General features: G+C 53.5%; 16 protein-coding genes and 2 pseudogenes. 13 read left to right on the forward strand and 5 right to left on the reverse strand.

The features are described 5' to 3' along the window. Positions 1-1267: pseudogene (locus tag AUK29_07025) on the forward strand (hybrid sensor histidine kinase/response regulator). Between the two features lie 581 nt (positions 1268-1848). Here the strand turns inward: AUK29_07025 and AUK29_07030 are convergent. Beyond that, the gene (locus AUK29_07030; GenBank protein OIP63188.1) at positions 1849-2049 is read right to left on the reverse strand and encodes a cold-shock protein; all 201 of its coding nucleotides are present in this window, start codon (positions 2047-2049) and stop codon (positions 1849-1851) included. Positions 2050-2345: 296 nt separating this feature from the next. Between AUK29_07030 and AUK29_07035 the strand changes: the two genes are divergently transcribed. After that, a complete protein-coding gene (locus AUK29_07035) occupies positions 2346-2924 on the forward strand; it encodes a 30S ribosomal protein S30 (protein ID OIP63189.1) in 579 nt (192 codons plus the stop codon). After that, on the forward strand, positions 2921-3238 hold the full coding sequence (locus AUK29_07040; protein ID OIP63190.1) for a hypothetical protein: 318 nt from the start codon (positions 2921-2923) through the stop codon (positions 3236-3238). The genes AUK29_07035 and AUK29_07040 overlap by 4 nt, the downstream gene beginning before the upstream one ends. A 59-nt stretch (positions 3239-3297) precedes the next feature. On the opposite strand, the gene AUK29_07045 is transcribed toward AUK29_07040, so the two are convergent. The 4 genes from AUK29_07045 to AUK29_07060 form a co-directional block, all read right to left on the reverse strand. Beyond that, a complete protein-coding gene (locus tag AUK29_07045; protein ID OIP63191.1) occupies positions 3298-4572 on the reverse strand; it encodes a hydrogenase in 1275 nt (424 codons plus the stop codon). 3 nt (positions 4573-4575) lie between these two features. Then, positions 4576-5391, reverse strand: a complete 816-nt coding sequence (locus tag AUK29_07050; protein ID OIP63192.1) for an NADH:ubiquinone oxidoreductase — start codon at positions 5389-5391, stop codon at positions 4576-4578. Positions 5392-5402: 11 nt separating this feature from the next. Further along, on the reverse strand, positions 5403-6227 hold the full coding sequence (locus tag AUK29_07055; protein OIP63202.1) for an oxidoreductase: 825 nt from the start codon (positions 6225-6227) through the stop codon (positions 5403-5405). 80 nt (positions 6228-6307) lie between these two features. After that, the gene (locus tag AUK29_07060) at positions 6308-7351 is read right to left on the reverse strand and encodes a hydrogenase (protein ID OIP63193.1); all 1044 of its coding nucleotides are present in this window, start codon (positions 7349-7351) and stop codon (positions 6308-6310) included. A gap of 226 nt (positions 7352-7577) precedes the next feature. On the opposite strand from AUK29_07060, the gene AUK29_07065 reads away from it, so the two are divergent. The 10 genes and pseudogenes from AUK29_07065 (at position 7578) to AUK29_07110 (ending at position 18044) form a co-directional block, all read left to right on the forward strand. Continuing rightward, on the forward strand, positions 7578-8072 hold the full coding sequence (locus tag AUK29_07065) for a hypothetical protein (GenBank protein ID OIP63194.1): 495 nt from the start codon (positions 7578-7580) through the stop codon (positions 8070-8072). A 93-nt stretch (positions 8073-8165) separates the two neighbouring features. Beyond that, on the forward strand, positions 8166-9230 hold the full coding sequence (locus AUK29_07070) for a methionine sulfoxide reductase (GenBank protein ID OIP63195.1): 1065 nt from the start codon (positions 8166-8168) through the stop codon (positions 9228-9230). Between the two features lie 27 nt (positions 9231-9257). Further along, positions 9258-9842 carry a hypothetical protein gene (locus AUK29_07075; protein ID OIP63203.1) on the forward strand — a complete coding sequence of 195 codons (585 nt, stop codon included), beginning with the start codon at positions 9258-9260 and terminating at the stop codon, positions 9840-9842. Between the two features lie 3 nt (positions 9843-9845). Continuing rightward, the gene (locus AUK29_07080) at positions 9846-10712 is read left to right on the forward strand and encodes a methanol dehydrogenase (protein OIP63196.1); all 867 of its coding nucleotides are present in this window, start codon (positions 9846-9848) and stop codon (positions 10710-10712) included. After that, the gene (locus tag AUK29_07085) at positions 10712-11350 is read left to right on the forward strand and encodes a hypothetical protein (GenBank protein ID OIP63197.1); all 639 of its coding nucleotides are present in this window, start codon (positions 10712-10714) and stop codon (positions 11348-11350) included. Before AUK29_07080 ends, AUK29_07085 begins: the two co-directional genes overlap by 1 nt. A 147-nt stretch (positions 11351-11497) precedes the next feature. Further along, positions 11498-12115 (forward strand): hemolysin III, encoded by a 618-nt coding sequence (locus tag AUK29_07090; GenBank protein ID OIP63198.1) that lies wholly within the window; start codon positions 11498-11500, stop codon positions 12113-12115. 527 nt (positions 12116-12642) lie between these two features. Then, the gene (locus AUK29_07095) at positions 12643-13959 is read left to right on the forward strand and encodes an RNA helicase (protein OIP63199.1); all 1317 of its coding nucleotides are present in this window, start codon (positions 12643-12645) and stop codon (positions 13957-13959) included. Between the two features lie 341 nt (positions 13960-14300). Next, positions 14301-15479: pseudogene (locus AUK29_07100) on the forward strand (RNA helicase). A 515-nt stretch (positions 15480-15994) separates the two neighbouring features. Beyond that, positions 15995-16195 (forward strand): cold-shock protein, encoded by a 201-nt coding sequence (locus AUK29_07105; GenBank protein ID OIP63200.1) that lies wholly within the window; start codon positions 15995-15997, stop codon positions 16193-16195. 415 nt (positions 16196-16610) lie between these two features. Beyond that, on the forward strand, positions 16611-18044 hold the full coding sequence (locus AUK29_07110) for a pyruvate kinase (protein OIP63201.1): 1434 nt from the start codon (positions 16611-16613) through the stop codon (positions 18042-18044). Positions 18045-18249: the final 205 nt, after the last annotated feature.

Consider the following 18249-nt stretch of genomic DNA (forward strand, 5'->3'; position numbering starts at 1 on the left):
ACTGATTGCCAGGGACGGGACAGAAAGAATGATCGACAAGATTGCCGCCCCGATTCGTGATCAGGAGAGCAACATCACCGGAGTGGTTCTGGCTTTCCATGACGTGACCGAACAGAGGAAGATGCAGGAAGAACTTCTCAGGACCCAGAAACTTGAATCCGTAGGCCTCCTTGCAGGGGGCATCGCCCATGACTTCAACAACCTGCTGACCGCCATTCTGGGTAATGTCAATCTTGCAAAGGTATTTGCAGAAAAGGGAGAAAACGTTATTGAACTTCTGACAGAGGCGGAAAATGCGTCTCTTCGGGCCAAGGATCTAACCCAGCAATTGCTGACCTTCTCCAGGGGCGGAGCGCCGGTTAAGAAGGCCGCCTCGATCTCTGACTTGATCAGGGATACAACGAGATTTGTTCTGAGGGGATCCAATGTGCGTTGTGTGTTTTCTATTCCGGAAGACCTCTATCCTGTCTGTGTCGATGAGGGGCAGATCAGTCAGGTGATCAACAACCTGATTATTAATGCAGACCAGGCCATGCCCGAAGGAGGGGAAATCTCGGTGCGTGCTGAAAATACCTCGGTCAAGCCTGGAGATGCCCTTCCCTTGAAAGCGGGCGAGTATGTCAAGATCACCATTAAAGACCAGGGTTGCGGCATTCCGGAAAAACATCTTGCAAAGATATACGACCCCTATTTTACCACCAAACAGAAGGGGAACGGTCTCGGTCTCGCCACGGTCCATTCCATCGTCAAGAAACACGACGGCTATATCGGAGTGGAATCGGGACCCGATGTGGGGGCCACCTTTTACTTCTATCTCCCTGCATCTCCGGATGACAAAATCTTAACAAAAAAGAAAGAGGCAGGAGTTCTCATGAACGGGGGAGGAAAAATTCTTGTCATGGATGACGAAGAGATCGTCAGGAAGGTTGCGGGAGCGATGTTAGGCCGAATAGGCTATGAGGTTTCCTTTGCCAAGGATGGCAGAGAAGCGATTGAATCGTATCAAGCTCTCATGGGAACCGGGCAGGCCTTCGATGTGGTCATCATGGACTTGACCATTCCAGGAGGGATGGGAGGGAAAGAGACGATAAAGAAACTCCTGGAGATAGACCCTCAAGTGAAAGCCATTGTCTCAAGCGGATATTCAAATGATCCGGTCATGGCGGATTTCAGGAATTACGGCTTTAGTGATGTGATCGTAAAACCTTATGAGGTAAAAGAAGTCGGTGAGGTATTACATAGAGTGCTGGGCGGGGGAGATCGCTGATCAATCCATAGCGATCACAGGGTATTCCACCCTTGCCCGCCCTTCAACATCTCCTTACCTTCCCAAAATCCTGCTCTGCATATTTTTCTTCAAAATATCCCGATTCTTCCTGTTTCACTGGTTTGAGCATGGTTTTGTCCCCATATTTAGTTCTGATTCTGTTGCGGTACAGCATGGCGTTTTGTTTGGCAACGGAGCTTATCTTGGGTCAAAACCCCCCTCTGGGGGGCTTCCTGATGCCACCCGCTCTGCGGGTGGAGAAATCACTGGCCCTATTCGTAAATACGGTGGCATTCGAGCCTGCCTGTGCCATGGCAGACAGGTGCCGTAGGGCGGCCGGATCAAAGTTGCGCTTCTTGCGGTGTACCAGAGGGGGACGCCTCAGTCGCGCGCGGAGATGAGACCACCCTACGACCCTCTACCGGTAAACCGAGTACAAGCCGGTACGTCACCCTATTTACGAACAGGACCACTTAGGAAGAAGTTGTGGAAGATCCTGAAGCGGAAATCCGATTAGGATAAAAAAAACTCCGCGGCTGACCGCGGAGCTTTAGGTTCATCCATGCATGCGCATGATGGCATTACATCTTGGAAACTTTTACGGCTTGAGGCCCTTTGGTTCCCTGAGTCACATCGAAACGAACCCTCTGGCCTTCTGCAAGGCTCTTGAATCCTTCATCCTGAATCTCAGAAAAATGCACGAATACATCCGGACCACCGTCCTGAGAGATGAAGCCGAAACCCTTGCCGTCGTTGAACCATTTTACTGTGCCTTCTGCCATTTTGTTGCTCCTTCTGTTTCATTTGAAACCATTGTTTGAACGTGCAGTTTAACCGGTTCCCGGATAATAAAAAACCGCCCAGATCTAAAAGTCTGTGCGGTCTATTTTTTACTATTCATTTGCCATAATTAATCTGCACAACCTAGATATACATCCATATTTAACCACAGGCATATTTGAATGTCAAGAACTATTTACATATATCCATAAGGCAGTTGAAATATATCGGGAGTTACGATAAATTATTCTTAAAGAATTTTCATAAAAACAGCCGAAGGGACATGGAGGTTATGCCTATGGAAATTCCCCTGAAGATCACTTTTCGAAACGTCGATCCATCCGAGGCCGTGGAGGCCAAGATCCGGGAGCGGGCCAAGAAGCTGGAGCGGTTCAACAATGACATCATCAGCTGCCGGGTGGTCGTCGAAGCGCCGCACAAGCGCCGGCATAAGGGTATCCTCTACAACGTCAAGATCGACATGACCCTCCGGGACGGAGAACTCGTCATCAACCGGTTGCCGGAGAAGAACAGGGCACGGGAGGATGTCTACGTCGCCATGAAGGAAGCCTTCGATGCAGCCTGCCGCAAGCTGGAGGATTACGTCAGGCGGCGGAGGGGGGATGTGAAGGTCCACGAGACAGCTCCCTCCGGGAGGATTTCGGCGCTGTTTCCTGAAGAAGACTACGGGAGGATCGAGACGCCGGACGGCAGGGATATTTATTTCCACAGGAACAGCGTCATGAACGAGGATTTCGACCGGCTGGAAATCGGCGCCGAGGTCCGGTTTGAAGAAGAATCCGGGGAGTCCGGCCCCCAGGCCGCTACGGTGCAGGTCGAGGGCAAGCATCATGTCTTAAGTCAGGCTCGGCTATGACTCCATGGTCCGTCTATTTGGTGCGGTGTAGAGATGGAACTCTGTACACAGGGATCTCGACGGACGTATCCCGACGTTTTGCAGAACATGATCGGAACGATGACAAGGGCGCAAAATACCTACGGGGGAGAGGCCCGCTGCAGTTGGTGTTTCGGAAGGTGATCGGCGCCAGGGGCCTTGCGCTGAGAGTCGAAGACAAAATCAAGAAACTGCCGAAGAGACGCAAAGAAGAACTGATCGAGCAGGATGACATCATCGAACAGATTATCTCACGGGCCGTCAAGGGGACTTCCCGGAGGATGAGTTTGCCTTGAAAATGCATGCGAGTGTACGCTTGACAGCGTTGTTCGATTTAAAATGAACATCGACAGGATCAATGAACGGAACAGGAGATGCAGGGGTCATAGGCCCGCACCAGCATTTCACACAGCCTGGTGATATCCGGGCTCTCCGTGCCTTTCCCGGTTTCCTGCGCCACAAGCGCATTCAGGTCATAATGGATGTTGGCGTTGTTCTGCGTGGTCGGGATGATGCAGTTCGCTTTGGTGATCAATCCCTTGTCGTCGATCACGTAGTGGTGAAAGAGGATTCCTCTCGGGACCTCCACGGCGCCCACCCCTTCGCCTGAACGGACTTCATAATCGGTGCGGATCTCATCCATGCTGCCGTCAAGGAGTTCATTGATGATCTCGATGGAGTCCTCCATCACATGGAAGCACTCGGCGAGTTGAGCTGCATTTTGCATGAAAGGATTGTGGCTGACCGGCTCCAGGCCCAATGCATGGGCGATATCCTTTGCTTGATCACGGAGAAACAGATGGTTGTTATTGATCCGGGCCAGGGCGCCCACAGCAAAGGAGTCTCTGCTCAGCTTCGTGAATTTGGACGTGGAAAAATCCACTTTGTACTCATTGGTCATGGCCAGATAGTCCCTTTCGCCCTTGATCACGCCGTCGGATGAGATGAGATCACCGCCGATCCAGGGATATTTATTGTCCCCTTTCAGCGAAACGAACTCGGTTTCCCTTGTAAAGTCCGGGATGGTGACCGTCTTGAAGAATTCAAATCCGGCCATCGCGTCTTCCATTCTTTGCTCTATGGCCTTTCGCAGATCCATCAACCGGGCCTTTTCCGGGGCCTTGCTCACGCCCCCCACGACCAGGCTGACAGGATGCGTGGTGCGGCCGGCGATCAGGTCGCACAGGGTGTTGGCCATGCCCCTGAGCCGGATCACCCCGGCCATCAGTTCGGGATGGGATTCCATGAGCGGCGCCACGCTCCCGGCATTCAAAAAATCCGGGGCCGCCAGAAAGAAGAGATGGAGAAAGTGGCTCTGCAGGGTCTCCCCATGCTTTGCCAGAAGCCTCAGCTTCAAAGCGGTTTTGGGAATTGTGATCCCCATGGCCTGTTCCACGGCCCTCAGGCTGGCAAGGGTATGACCGATGGAACAGATCCCGCAGATACGCGAGGTGAGGACCGGGGCGTCATTGTGCGATACCCCCCGGAGCATGGCTTCAAAGAACCGGGGTGTTTCAACCACCTCCCATCTGGCCTGCACAAGCGCTCCGTCTTTGACCTCGATATGGATATTGCCATGGCCTTCAACACGGGTTAAATGGCGGACATCCACATTCATATTTACTTTCATATCTCACACCCCTCTCTTGGCATTGAAGGAGTGGACCCTCTCCTGTATCGGAGAAACCACATGGCCGGTCCTGATTCCGTCCAGCCCATTGAAGAAAGCGATTTTGTCTTCAATCTCTGAACGGGGATAGCCTTTCTTCAGCATGGTTTCCATAAACGAATCATAATTGGCATCTTCTGCCGGCCCGCGGCATCCCCGGCAGCCGACCTTGCCGGCGATGCATACGGCGCCGCAGCCGGCGAGCGTCAGCGGGCCGAGGCAGATCGTCCCGAAATCGAACATGCAGATATTCATCTTCTGCCTGCACTCCACGCAGACCGGATACTTGGGGATCCTGATTTCCGAACCGGTCACCAGGGCGATGACGATTTTTTCCACCTCGGTCTTGGAAACAGGGCATCCGGGAATCTCAAGGTCCACAGGCACGACCTCCTTGACACTTTTCACCTCGCCCGTCTCCACCTCATGGTTGCCGTAGACTTCCCGAACCACATCGGAGATATCAAATCTCTCTCTTATTTTGTTGACGCCTCCGAAGCAGGCGCAGGACCCCAGGGCGACCAGGACCCCGGCATTGGCCCTGATCTGTTTGAGCCTCGTGATCTCATCCTCACGGGAAATGGAGCCTTCCACGAATGCGATGTCATAGTCGTCGCTTTGGTCGGAAGAGGCTTCTCTGAAATTGACCACCTCGATCAGGGAGAGAAAATCCGGGAGCGTCTCTTCCTTGTTCAGGAGCTGCAGTTCGCACCCCTCGCATCCCGTAAAATCAAAGACCCCGATTTTGGGTTTGGCTGTTTCAATGCCGAGATATTTCAAAGCGGTCCTCCTTAAATGGCCTCTCTGAGGTTCATCACGGACCAGTAATCAAAGACCGGCCCGTCCACGCACGTAAAGGTCGAACCCACCATGCACCGGCAGCATTTCCCCATACCGCAGTGCATCCTTCGCTCCAGGGAGACGAACATCTGGTTCATGGGGACACCGAGGTCATCCATGTGATCGCAGACGAATTTAAACATGACCGGCGGGCCGCACACAATGGCATAGGTGCGTGACGGATCAATGGCGACATCCTGAAACAGGTCTGTGATCAGTCCGGTTTTCCCCGTCCAGTTCTTATCCGCTTTTTCCACCACCGTATGCATCTTGATGTGGCTGATTTTCACCCATTCTTCATACTGGTAGGTAAAGAGCATCTGCCAGGGCTCCTTGGCGCCGTAAAGGATATGCACGTCTTTGTATTCGGAGCGGTGTTCATTCACCCAGTATATGGGCGCTCTCAGCGGCGCGAGCCCAAGGCCGCCGGCGATCAGAAGAATATGGTGTCCTGCCATCTTCTCCATGGGGAAAGACGTGCCGAAAGGACCGCGAATGCCGACTTTCGACCCGATGACGGCCTTATGGAGGATCCGGGTGGTGCGTCCGGCTTTTCGTATGCACAACTCGATGAATTCCCTGTTGTTGGGAGAACTGGCTATGGAAATGGGAATCTCTCCGAAACCGGGGACTTCCACCATCACAAACTGACCGGCCCGGAAATTGAAGATCTCTCTTTCCACGGGGTCGAGTATTTTCAAATGAAAGAGCTTTTCCATGGGGGTCAGTTCGACAATGTTTGTGATCTCGCACTTGTATACCTGGTCCGTTTTCATCACAATCGATTTCCGATTGTATTGCGGCGGCTTCACCATGAACGGTTCAAGATTAATATCTTCTTTTCGGATCCTGTAGTTCATTCTCCGCTCTCCATTCTCAGATCGTTGATGACGTCTTTGGGATTGATCCCGGCCAGACAGGCTCTGCCGCACCGGTTGCAGCCCACACAGATCTGTGCATCTTCATTCTCTGCAAAGCCCCGGTAGTGGTGGTAGAATCTGTACTTCAGCCGGTCTTCTTTCAGGGGCCTGAAATTGTGTCCTCCGGCCACTTCTGAAAAGTCCACGATCGTGCAGGAATACTGGATACGATCCTTGCTGGAACTCTTGAGGTTCGGCTCGATCGACTCCTCCACGCCGTAGCAATAGCACGTGGGACAGACCATGGCGCAGGACCCGCAGTTGAGGCACTTATTTCCCCATTTCTTCCAGATATCAGATTTGAATTCAATATCCATGAGGGCGGGAAGGCCGGTGACCTCCACGTGGGTCTTGAATTTTTTCTTGAGATATTTGCGTCTCTGGATATATTGTCCATCATCGTTTTTCCCGGGGTCCCTGGTCTTGACATTCCTGAGAAAATTGAATGCCTTGGATGAGTTGATCGTGAGGTAGTACGCATCCCCGATATCCGTGCAGAAGAGGTTGAAACCGTGACGGACCCCATCCTGGTTCAGGGACTTGCAGAAACAGTCTTCCAGAGGTTCATGATCCATACCGATGATAAAGGTATTTTTTCTTCTCGCGATATAACTGGGTGAAGGGAAATTCCCCTTCATAAAGACCCGGTCCAGCTTGGCCAATCCGTTGATGTCGCAGGCGCGCACGCCCACGATCACCCTCGGATTCACGCGGTATTCAATCTGCTGCTGCCAATCATGATCGGTATAACGGAACCGGGAAAGTTCCTCCCTGAATGGAAGGAAAAAGGTTTTTATCGAATAGTTGATCACATCGTAATCAAGATCCATTTCATCAAAGGAATAAACCTGCCGGAACTGGTAAACCGGCCGGCCATTCTTGTCTTTGTCCACGGCCTTGGGCCCGATGGTCTGATTCTCTTCGATGAGACCGCTGATGAATTTCTTGAATTCCTTTTTCGTGATCACCTTATAGATCATAACTCTTCGCTCCTGCAATCGGCGGGGACAGGTCATGCCAGTGATCTCAAACGGATATTATCATATCATACGATAATTAACAAAATAAATTTTCTTGCATTTTGTCCTCCTATTCGATAATAATCAGTTACTAATAAAGAGCAGAAACGTCCCGATCCGGATCTGCATCCCGGTCAGGATCATTAGAACATTGGCTGCACGGTGTGTGTATCAGGAAGAGAGAACAATGTCCGTGAAAAACAGGCTTCTTCGATTACTGATCCTATCTGTTCTTATATCGGTCCTGCTGCCCGCATGTGCCGGGATCCGTATGCGGACACAGGCCCCTTACGTCAGTCTCTCGGATCTGCAGGTCCGAGAGATCGGCCTTTTTGAGCAGCGCTACCGGCTGAAGCTTCGCATACAAAATCCCAACAGCTTTGCCCTTCCGATCTCCGGCATGAATTATCAGCTTCATATCAACGGCAAGAAGTTTGCCGGCGGCGTGAGCCGGCAGCCGGTCACCATCCCGGCATTCGGCGAAGCACTCGCGGATGTGGACGTGATCAGTGATGTAGGAAGCCTCCTCCAACAATTCAGCGGGCTGACATCGGGGCATGTGCAGAAGGTGAGCTATCGCCTTTCCGGAAGCATCAGTCTGGCGCACAGCGTGCTGAAGCTTCCCTTCGAATACAAAGGAGAGGTGGACCTGAATTTCGGCAGCCCGGAGAGCACGCATTGAGGTCGCGATTCACTGGTTGTGAATCTGCTGTCTGTAAGATAAAATAAAAGAGAAAAATGGACTGATATAAGACTTCGCATGAGGTGAATCATCATGAAATATACATTTTTCTATTTTGCGATCATGTTTCTAACATTGATGGTCGCCCCTTATCCCCAGGAAGCGGAAGCCGGTCCTTCCCAGGGGAGTGAGGGACTTCAAAAAGCGACGTTTGCAGGAGGATGCTTCTGGTGCATGGAAAAACCCTTTGAATCATTGGAAGGGGTGATCTCAGTCACATCCGGTTATACCGGCGGGACCACCAAGGATCCGACGTATGAGACCTATGCAGACGGAGGCCACTTGGAGGCTGTGGAGATCGTCTATGATCCGGAGAAGATTTCCTACAAGGACCTCCTCGATCTATTCTGGCGGCAGATCGATCCGACAGATCCCGGCGGCCAGTTTGTGGACCGGGGGAAACAGTACTCCACGGCCATCTTCTACCATGACGAAGAGCAGAAAAGGCTGGCCGAGCAGTCGCGAAAGGAGCTGGAGGCGAAGAATCTTTACGGCAAACCCATTGTGACGCCGATCCTGCCTCCTCCCGCCTTTTACAGGGCCGAAGAATATCATCAGGATTACTACAAGAAGAATCCGCTGCGGTATAAGTACTACCGGAGCCGTTCGGGTCGGGATCAGTTTCTGGAGAAGATCTGGGGCAAGGAGAGAAAGCAAGGGAAACCAGCGGTGGGTGAATTGAAGAAAAAACTGACACCACTGCAGTACAAGGTCACCCAGGAGGAGGGGACCGAGCAGGCCTTTTCCAATGAGTACTGGGATAACAAGAAGGCGGGGATATATGTGGATATCGTATCCGGCGAGCCCCTCTTCAGCTCTATAGATAAATATGATTCCGGCACAGGCTGGCCGAGTTTCACCAAGCCGCTGGCGCCGGAGAACATTGTGGAGAGAAAAGATACCAGGCTCTTTACGGTCCGCACCGAGGTCCGAAGCAGGGAGGCTGATTCACACCTCGGCCATATTTTTGATGACGGACCCGCTCCGGCAGGCCTTCGCTATTGCATCAACTCCGCTGCACTCCGGTTCATCCCGGTTGAAGACCTGGACAAAGAGGGTTATGGCGAATTCATGAAATTATTTAAAGAGAAGAAATAGGAATTATTCAATCATATGGAGGGCGCCATGAAAAAGTATTTACTTTTTGTTCTGTTCGCCGCTCTACTGGCCGGCATGGGGGGATGCGGTTACAACCGGATCCAGGCGAATGAAGAGGCGGTCAAGGCGGCATGGGGGGACGTGGAGTCCGCCTACCAGAGAAGGAGTGATCTGATCCCGAATCTGGTGGAGGTCGTCAAGGGATACGCAGCACATGAAAAGGAAACCCTTACGGAGATTACAAACGCACGGGCCAGGGTGGGGAGCATACAGATGTCCAAGGACATGCTCAATGACCCGCAGGCCTTTGCGCAATTTCAGGAGGCACAGGCCTCCATGAGCAGCGCTCTTGCAAGACTGATGGTGGTGGTGGAGAACTACCCGGACCTCAAGGCCAACCAGAACTTCCTGGACCTTCAGCACCAGCTCGAAGGCACGGAAAACAGGATCAATGTTGCACGCTCTCGTTACAATCAAGCAGTAGAGGCGTTTAATACGTCGATCCGGATCTTTCCGAACAACCTCACCAATTCATTGCTTCTGCACCTGAAACTCAAAGAGCCATTCAAGGCTGAGGCGGGCGCTGAAAAGGCGCCGAAGGTTAAATTCTGAGACATGAAGCAGACTTTTTTGATCATTCTCTTTTCATGTGTGGTCCTGACTTCTGTTTCCCATGCGCTCGATGCGCCGAAACTTCAGGGCCATGTCAATGATGATGCCGGCATGATCTCTGCTTCAGTCAGGGCTGAGCTGGAGAATGAGCTCATCTCTTTTGAAAAAACGGACTCGACGCAGATCGTCATTCTAACCATCCCATCTCTTGAAGGGGAGGGGATCGAGGAATTCAGCATCAAGGTCGCCGAGGCGTGGAAGATCGGCCGGCAGGGGAGAGACAACGGCGTCATCTTCGTGGTCTCAAAGGAGGATAGAAAGATGAGGATCGAGGTCGGACGCGGCCTCGAAGGAAGTTTGACCGATCTCATGGCCGGGAGGATCATTGACCTCGTGGTCAAGCCTCGGTTCAAACGGGGAGACTTTGACGGAGGTTTTGTCGCAGGGGTCTCTTCATTGATCGACGCGGTCAGAGGAGAATACAAGGCGGACGAAAATCACCGCCCGCAGAAGCACGACGATTTCGGACCATTCACGACGCTCCTCATGTATGGCCTCTTTGTCGTTCTTTTTCTCGGAAGCATCTCCCGGTTTCTGGGCGGGATATCAGGGGCCATAGGCCTGCCTCTTCTCGCGTATCTTACCTTTTCCGTTTCCGGTCTTTTTTTGCTCATGATTCTCGGCATCCTGGGTTTAGCCGCAGGACTGCTGCTTCCCATGCTTTTTTCTTCAACGGGGCCTCTCGGGACCGGCGGTTTCCGGCCGGGCGGAGGATTCTACGGCGGCGGAGGCGGGTCCTGGGGGAGCGGCGGCGGCTTCAGCGGCGGGGGAGGGTCCTTCGAAGGAGGCGGCTCCTCGGGGAGTTGGTGATGAAGCATTTCAAAGCGGATCAATTTTTCACGAGTACAGAAAAAGAAAAGATCAGGAATACTACTATGGATATCGAAGCCCGGACCATCGGCGAAGTCGCCGTTGTGGTCTTTGACAGCAGCGACCCCTATCTCGAAGCCGAGGCCATAGGCGGTATGCTCATCGGGAGCCTCTTGTCATTGGCGGTGACGGGTTCCTTTTTTCATGCATCGTTATGGTGGTTCATCCCGCTCAGCTTCTTATGCTTCTTCCCCTCACGAACCCTTGTGAAAAAAATCCCTGCGGTTAAGGCCGCATTCATAGGGGCCCGCAGGAAGGATCACGCCGTAGAACAGATGGCGCTTCGGGTATTTTACGAAAAGGGGCTATATAAAACAAAAAAGAGCACAGCAGTGCTCTTCTTTCTCTCGCTTCTGGAGCGAAAGGTATGGGTCCTTGCTGATCAGGGAATCCATGAAAAGATCGGGCAGGAGAGACTGGATACGTTTGCAAGGACCGTCTCTCAGGGGGTCAAAGAGGGCCGCTCCTGCGATGCCCTCTGCAAGGCCATGGAGGATGCCGGCGCCCTCCTTGCAAAACATTTCCCGGTTACGCCCGGGGATACCAACGAACTGCCGGATGAGGTGATCACAGAATAATATGGGGAAACCTTCCTGTTTCTTTTGAAACTTCTAACGGGGCTATAGATGGTTGACAATTCGAAATGCTGCTGTTAGGCTTTGGCATGTTCATGTTGCGGATGGCGAGGGGCCGGACCCGAAAGGTATTTACGAAGTGTGGTGTGAATGGATAAGGGAGAGCGTTTTAACAGCATCAGCCACCTCATTGGCGCAGCGGCCGCGCTTGCCGGCCTGGTGATCCTGGTTGTACTGGCTTCTCGTCAGGGTGATGTGTGGAAGATCGTAAGCTTCAGCATATACGGAACCGCCCTCTTTTTGCTGTATGCGTTTTCAGCGCTTTACCACAGTCTGAGCGGGAAGGCAAAAAAGGTCTTTCGCACACTTGATCACCACGCGATCTATCTCCTGATTGCCGGCACCTATACCCCGTTCACCCTGGTTACCCTTCGCGGCGCCTGGGGCTGGTCAATATTCGGTGTGATCTGGGCACTGGCAATCCTGGGGATCGTGCTGGATTCGCTTCCCCAAAAGGGGCGCCGAGTCCTGCCGGTGGTCATTTATCTTCTCATGGGCTGGCTCGTCCTGATGGCGATCGGGCCCCTGTTGCGGGCTTTGCCTCCATGGGGATTCGTCTGGCTGCTGTCGGGAGGGGTCTTCTATACGGCGGGTGTGGTTTTTTATGCACTGGACAAGAGGGTGCGTCATTTCCATGGGATCTGGCATCTGTTTGTGCTGGCGGGGAGCCTCAGCCATTTTTTTGCCGTGCTTTTTTGCATCGTTTGAACAGGGATAGACAGAGCGAACATGAAGGAGGGAGCATCATGAAGAGATCGAAAGAATTCGTCCCATGATCTTCAATCCTGAAGTCCGAAGCTATCACGGTATTGGCGGATTTATCGGGAAGGCATTTGAGATCGGGAAGAGACAGTCATGACCAATAAGGGGGTCCTGCAGAGAGCGCGGCGCGGGCAGTGCCGCAGGTTCCCCACCCTCGTATCATCCCTCAGTGGTCCTGTTCGTAAATATGGTGAAGTACCGAGAGGGTCGTAGGGCGGTCTCATCAAGGCGCGCGACTGAGGCGTACCCCTCTGGTACACCGCAAGGAGCGGAACTTTGATCCGACCGCCCTACGACCCTCGAATGCCACCGTATTTACGAACAGGACCACTTAGACGATTCTGCTTGACAGCATGGCCCCAAAGCTGTTACAGTAGTTTCCATAATCGCTGTTCCTGGATAAAAAACGAAATCATCGTAGAGCCCCGGAATGCATCCGGGGCTTTTTTTATGGAACAAGAAAGAAGGAGTTTATGGATTTCAACGCATTCGAGTTAAACCCCCACGTCGCGGCCGGGGTCAAGGCCGCGGGTTATGCCACACCGACGCCGATCCAGGCGCAGGCTATTCCCAAGGTCATGCAGGGGCGGGACGTCATGGGCCTGGCACAGACCGGAACCGGCAAGACCGCTGCCTTCGTGCTGCCCATTCTGCACCGGTTGATGCAGGGAAGCCGGGGACACGTCCGAGCCCTGGTCGTCGCTCCTACCCGGGAGCTGGCCGAACAGACACACGAGGCCATCGGGAAGCTCGGTCGGGATACCCGCATCCGGAGCGTCACGATTTACGGCGGCGTGAACATCAATCCACAGCTGCAAAAACTGAGAAAGGGCGCTGAGATCGTCGTGGCCTGCCCCGGCAGGCTTCTCGATCACATCGGCCAGGGGACCATTGATCTCAGCCGTCTGGAAGTGCTGGTCCTCGACGAGGCGGACCAGATGTTCGACATGGGTTTTCTGCCGGACATCCGGCGGATCATGAAACACCTCCCCCGGAAGCGGCAGACTCTGCTCTTTTCAGCCACCATGCCCGATGAGATCCGGAGCCTGGCTCAGTCGGTCCTGAACGACCCGGTTACGGTCCAGGTGGGCAAGACCGCCCCGGCGGTCACCGTCAGTCACGCCCTCTACCCGGTCGAACCGCACCTCAAGACGGCCTTGCTGCTTGAGCTTCTGCGCCAAACCGACACCGAGTCGGTGCTGGTGTTCACCCGCACCAAGCACCGCGCTAAGCGTCTGGGGGAACATCTGGCCAAGGCCGGCTACCGGGCCGCCTCGCTGCAGGGTAACCTTTCGCAGTCTCGGCGGCAGGCCGCGCTGGACGGCTTCCGTGACGGCACGTACCAGATCCTGGTGGCGACCGACATCGCGGCGCGCGGGATCGACGTCACCCAGATCTCTCACGTTATCAACTACGACATCCCCAACACCACCGATGCCTATATCCATCGCATCGGCCGGACCGGCCGTGTCGCCCGAAGCGGCGATGCGTACACCCTGGTGAGCGGTGACGATACGAATATGGTGCGGGGCATTGAGCGGATCCTTGGCAGCCCGGTCGACCGCCGAACCGTGGCCGGCTTCGACTACAATGTCCCGGCGCCCAGAAAGAACAACGAGTTTGCCCGCCAGCCCAGGCAGCAGGCTCCGGTCCGAAAAGCAGCCCGGCCGCAGAAGGCCGCCGCACAGAAAAATACTCCTGCACAGATAAGAACCGGGAAGCCAAAATTTGTCTGGAGAAGCGGGGAGCACCAGCGAGGGCAACGGCTTCGCAACGGAATCAGGCCCTGAGTGTAAATTAGATAAAAAACTTCTTGCTATTTATGATTTAATCTGTATAATGCCTCACGACTGTAGTTTAACATCCTGGCAGGACGTTGTCGGAATCCATTTAAGGCTCTCGCCATTCACCTGTCATGTTCATCGATCACTGACCCATCTTGCTTTCAGTTTCCACTCTGAAATTGCATCAGCACCTATGGTTGGCGAACGATGTGGTTATGCCGGTCATATTTTGTGCTGGCGCCGTCTTTTTTGTCATAGACATCAGGATATCCCTGCGGCCCACACACCAACCGAACCGATTTCCGTGCCGGAGCGAGTGTTTCCGGGCAGGAAACCAAAGGAGCAGAATGTCTTTTTCACATTTTAAGCTTGCATCACCCATACTCAAAGCCGTAAGTCTCTGCGGCTACATCAAGCCCACGCCCATCCAGGAGCAGGCCATCCCCGAGGTTCTGGCCGGGCACGACCTGATCGCCTCGGCCCAGACCGGCACGGGGAAAACCGCGGCATTCGTCCTGCCTGCGCTCCAGCGCCTGAGCGCGCCGTCAACTGCGCAGGCCAAGTCCAGGGGGCCGCGCGTGCTCGTGCTGACGCCCACGCGGGAGCTGGCCAACCAGATTACCGACTCCGTACGCACCTACGGAAAGTTCATGCGCATCCGGAGCGGTGCGATCCTCGGCGGCATGCCGTACTTCGAACAGCAGAGGCTGCTGTCACAGCCTGTGGATATGATCGTGGCCACGCCGGGACGGCTGATCGACCACATGGAAAGGGGCCGCATCAGTTTTTCACGCCTGGAGATCCTTGTCCTTGATGAAGCCGACCGCATGCTCGATATGGGATTCAGCGATGCCGTGTCTGCCATCGCGGCCGCGACCCCCGCCGGCCGCCAGACCCTCATGTTTACCGCCACCTGGGACAGGGCCCTGGAAAAGATGGCCCGGCGCCTGCTCAAAAACGCCGTTCGGGTGGAGATCATCGGGAAGAAAGCAACCCTTGAGCAGATCGAACAGCGTATCCACACCGTGGACGACACGCAGCACAAGAAACGGGTGCTCAGGCGCCTCATTGAGGACAGCAGTATGACCCGGGCGATCATCTTTTCGTCCACGAGGCAGAATGCCGACAGACTGGCGAGTGAACTGCACGACCAGGGTCATGCGGCCGCGGCCCTGCACGGGGACATGAACCAGAATGCCCGCAACCGCACCATCATGAACATGCGCCGAGGCAAGATCAGGCTTCTTGTGGCGACCGACGTGGCCTCTCGAGGGCTCGATTTAACCGACGTCACCCACGTGATCAATTACGACCTGCCGATCAATGCGGAGGATTATGTCCACCGCATCGGCCGGACCGGAAGGGCAGGCGCTTCAGGTATCGCCATCTCTCTGGCTTCATGCCATGAACTCGATGTCCTTCAACGTATCGAACGCTACATCGGCCAGTCCCTGCCTCGGTATGTGATCCCGGGACTGGAACCGAAACGGCCTATGCGCCGATTAACGGAAAACAGAAACAGCCAAGGCTGGGGAAGAGCCGGGAGACAGACCACGGATGACAGACGACCGTATAGAACGGGTGTAAAGAAGGCCACGGATGACGGACGACCGTATAGAAACAGCGGACAGAGGACAGCAACTGATCCATGGAGGACGGTTAGAGCAGAGAAGACTTCCTTATCCCGTCCATTCGGATCCCCATCAAAACGGAAATCAAATGATAAGGAAAGGCCTTTGCGGGATGGAAAATGGAATATGAAAAGGCACGGCATTAAAGCATCGGACTTCGTCAGCACCCAGTCCGGCGGGCAGAAACAATATGCATGATTCCTATGCCGAAAATAAAATAAAAAATAAGCTTGACATCCGAATACGTTTATGGTCTAATTTATTTCATAGTTTAGGTTGTGCAGAGATCGCATCGGAAATCAGATAAATGTAAACCGCACAGACTTGTAAACCTGTGCGGTCTTTTTTGGTAAACGGTAGAAACTGCACATGGGTTTACTGTTTAATGCTTCAAAGACAAAGGAGAAAACATGTCAGAAGGCACAGTGAAGTGGTTCAACGACGGCAAGGGTTTTGGTTTCATCGAGCAGAGTGATGGTCCGGATTTATTCGTCCATTTTTCCGCGATTCAGGATGAAGGTTTCAAGACCCTCGAAGAAGGTCAGAAAGTCCGTTTCGACGTGACAGAGGGGCAAAAAGGACCTCAGGCCACCAACGTCATCAAGATGTAAATTTTGAATGAACGTTTCGAACCCGAAGCTCCATGGGAAACCATGGAGCTTTTTTTTTCTGACGGTCTCTCCGGATCGGGAGTCTCCGGACGGATTGACACCCCATACCATTTTGGGGGCCAGCATTCGCCGCCAAAATCTGTGAACCACAGAGTACACAGATGATTTTCTCTGTGTTCTCAAAACGATTGATAAAATAAGGCAAAACCTAATCTTTCAGAAAAGAGTGCACAGAGATGAGAAACTTGTTTAATGTTTTATCTCTATGATCCATCAGTTATTCTGTGCCCTCTGTGGTTTAATGGTGAATTTGGGGTGGCTTCTGCGTTGACAGGGGTTCGCCCCGGTGGTATCTTTTCCGTGTCGTCGGCGGAACCATCTTCACGTTTTTCGTGTTTACAAGCGGATTGTTTCCATGAAAAGAGCCAAGTGCGTCTGTACCATAGGACCGGCATCGGGCAGAGCAGACATTCTCTCTTCCATGATCAGGAATGGGATGGACGTGGCAAGGCTGAATTTTTCTCACGGCGCCCATGAGGAACACAAGAAGTACATCAAGATGATCAGACAACAGTCTCTTGCCCTCAACAAGCCCGTGGCCGTTCTCCAGGATCTTCAGGGGATTAAAATCCGGATCGGAAAGGTTGAAAATGGACGCATCCGCCTGAAAACCGGAAGCACCGTGATGCTCAGAAAGGGAAAAGGCCTGTCCACACCGGCCTGTCTCTACATTGATTATCCCGGTCTGGTCCGGGATCTCCGGAAGGGCGACAGGGTCCTGATTGACGATGGACTGAAACTTCTCAGGGTAACCGGCAGGAATAAAGATGAAGTCTCGGCACGCGTCATAGAAGGCGGAGAGATCACGGATAAAAAAGGGGTGAACCTGCCCGACACCGAGCTTAAACTCTCCTCCTTTACGCCCAAGGACAGGAAGGATCTTGATTTGGGTATCCGGATGGGTGTGGACTACGTGGCGGTCTCCTTTGTGCGAAGGGCAAAGGATGTTCAGGAGGTCAAGGATTACATCGAGCGCAAAGGGGCAAAGATTCCGGTCATTGCAAAGATAGAGAAGCCCGAGGCCCTGGACCATATTGATGCCATCCTGTCGGCTGCCGATGGGATCATGATCGCCCGGGGAGACCTGGGCGTGGAGATGAATACCGAGGATGTGCCCATGATCCAGAAAAAACTGATCCGGATGGCCAACCAGGCCGGCAAGATCGTCATCACCGCGACACAAATGCTGGAGTCCATGACCGGGCACCTGAGACCCACACGGGCCGAGGTGGCTGATGTTGCGAATGCCGTGCTGGACGGGTCCGATGCGCTGATGCTTTCAGCCGAGACCTCCTCTGGCCGATACCCTCGGCAGGCGGTGAAGATGATGGCGAGGATCATCCGCAAAACCGAGACGAGCCTGGCCATCAAGGGGGCCTGGGCGGAACAGGGGACCCGGAAGACCGATGAGCCCTATGCCGTGGCCGATGCAGCCGTCCGGGCGGCACAGGATATTAAAGCGAGGGCCATCGTGGCTTTTACCCATTCCGGCTACACGGCCCGTCTTGTCTCGAAATTCAGGCCGTCTGTGCCCATCCTGGCCTTTGCCACGAATGACCGTGTGCAAAGACGTCTTTCACTCTACTGGGGCGTGACCCCTCTGATGATGAGGCCTCACCGACATACCGACGACATGATTTCAGAGGTTGAAAAGCGTCTCCTGGAGATGGGCGAGGTCAAAAAGGGGGATACCGTGGTCATTATTGCCAGTTCGCCTCTTTCAACAAGCGGGCGAACCAACTTGATGAAGCTTCACAGAATTACGGATCATCTCCAAAAGAGTGGGTGAAAACATCAGGGGGCAAGGGGTCAAGGATTCCAGGGGTCAAGTGAAGTGCTCAAACACTACAAGGAGTTAAAGGAAGGGCCCCAGTCTTATCAATTATGCTTGGAGATTTACAAATTGCGAATTGGAGACACAAGTATTACTCGCTGGAGATCTTGGTTATATCAGGGATGAGAAGTTAATGAGACTCAAGAGGGATATCGAGGAG

This window comes from Nitrospirae bacterium CG2_30_53_67 (assembly GCA_001873285.1).
Taxonomy (GTDB): Bacteria; CG2-30-53-67; CG2-30-53-67; order CG2-30-53-67; family CG2-30-53-67; genus CG2-30-53-67.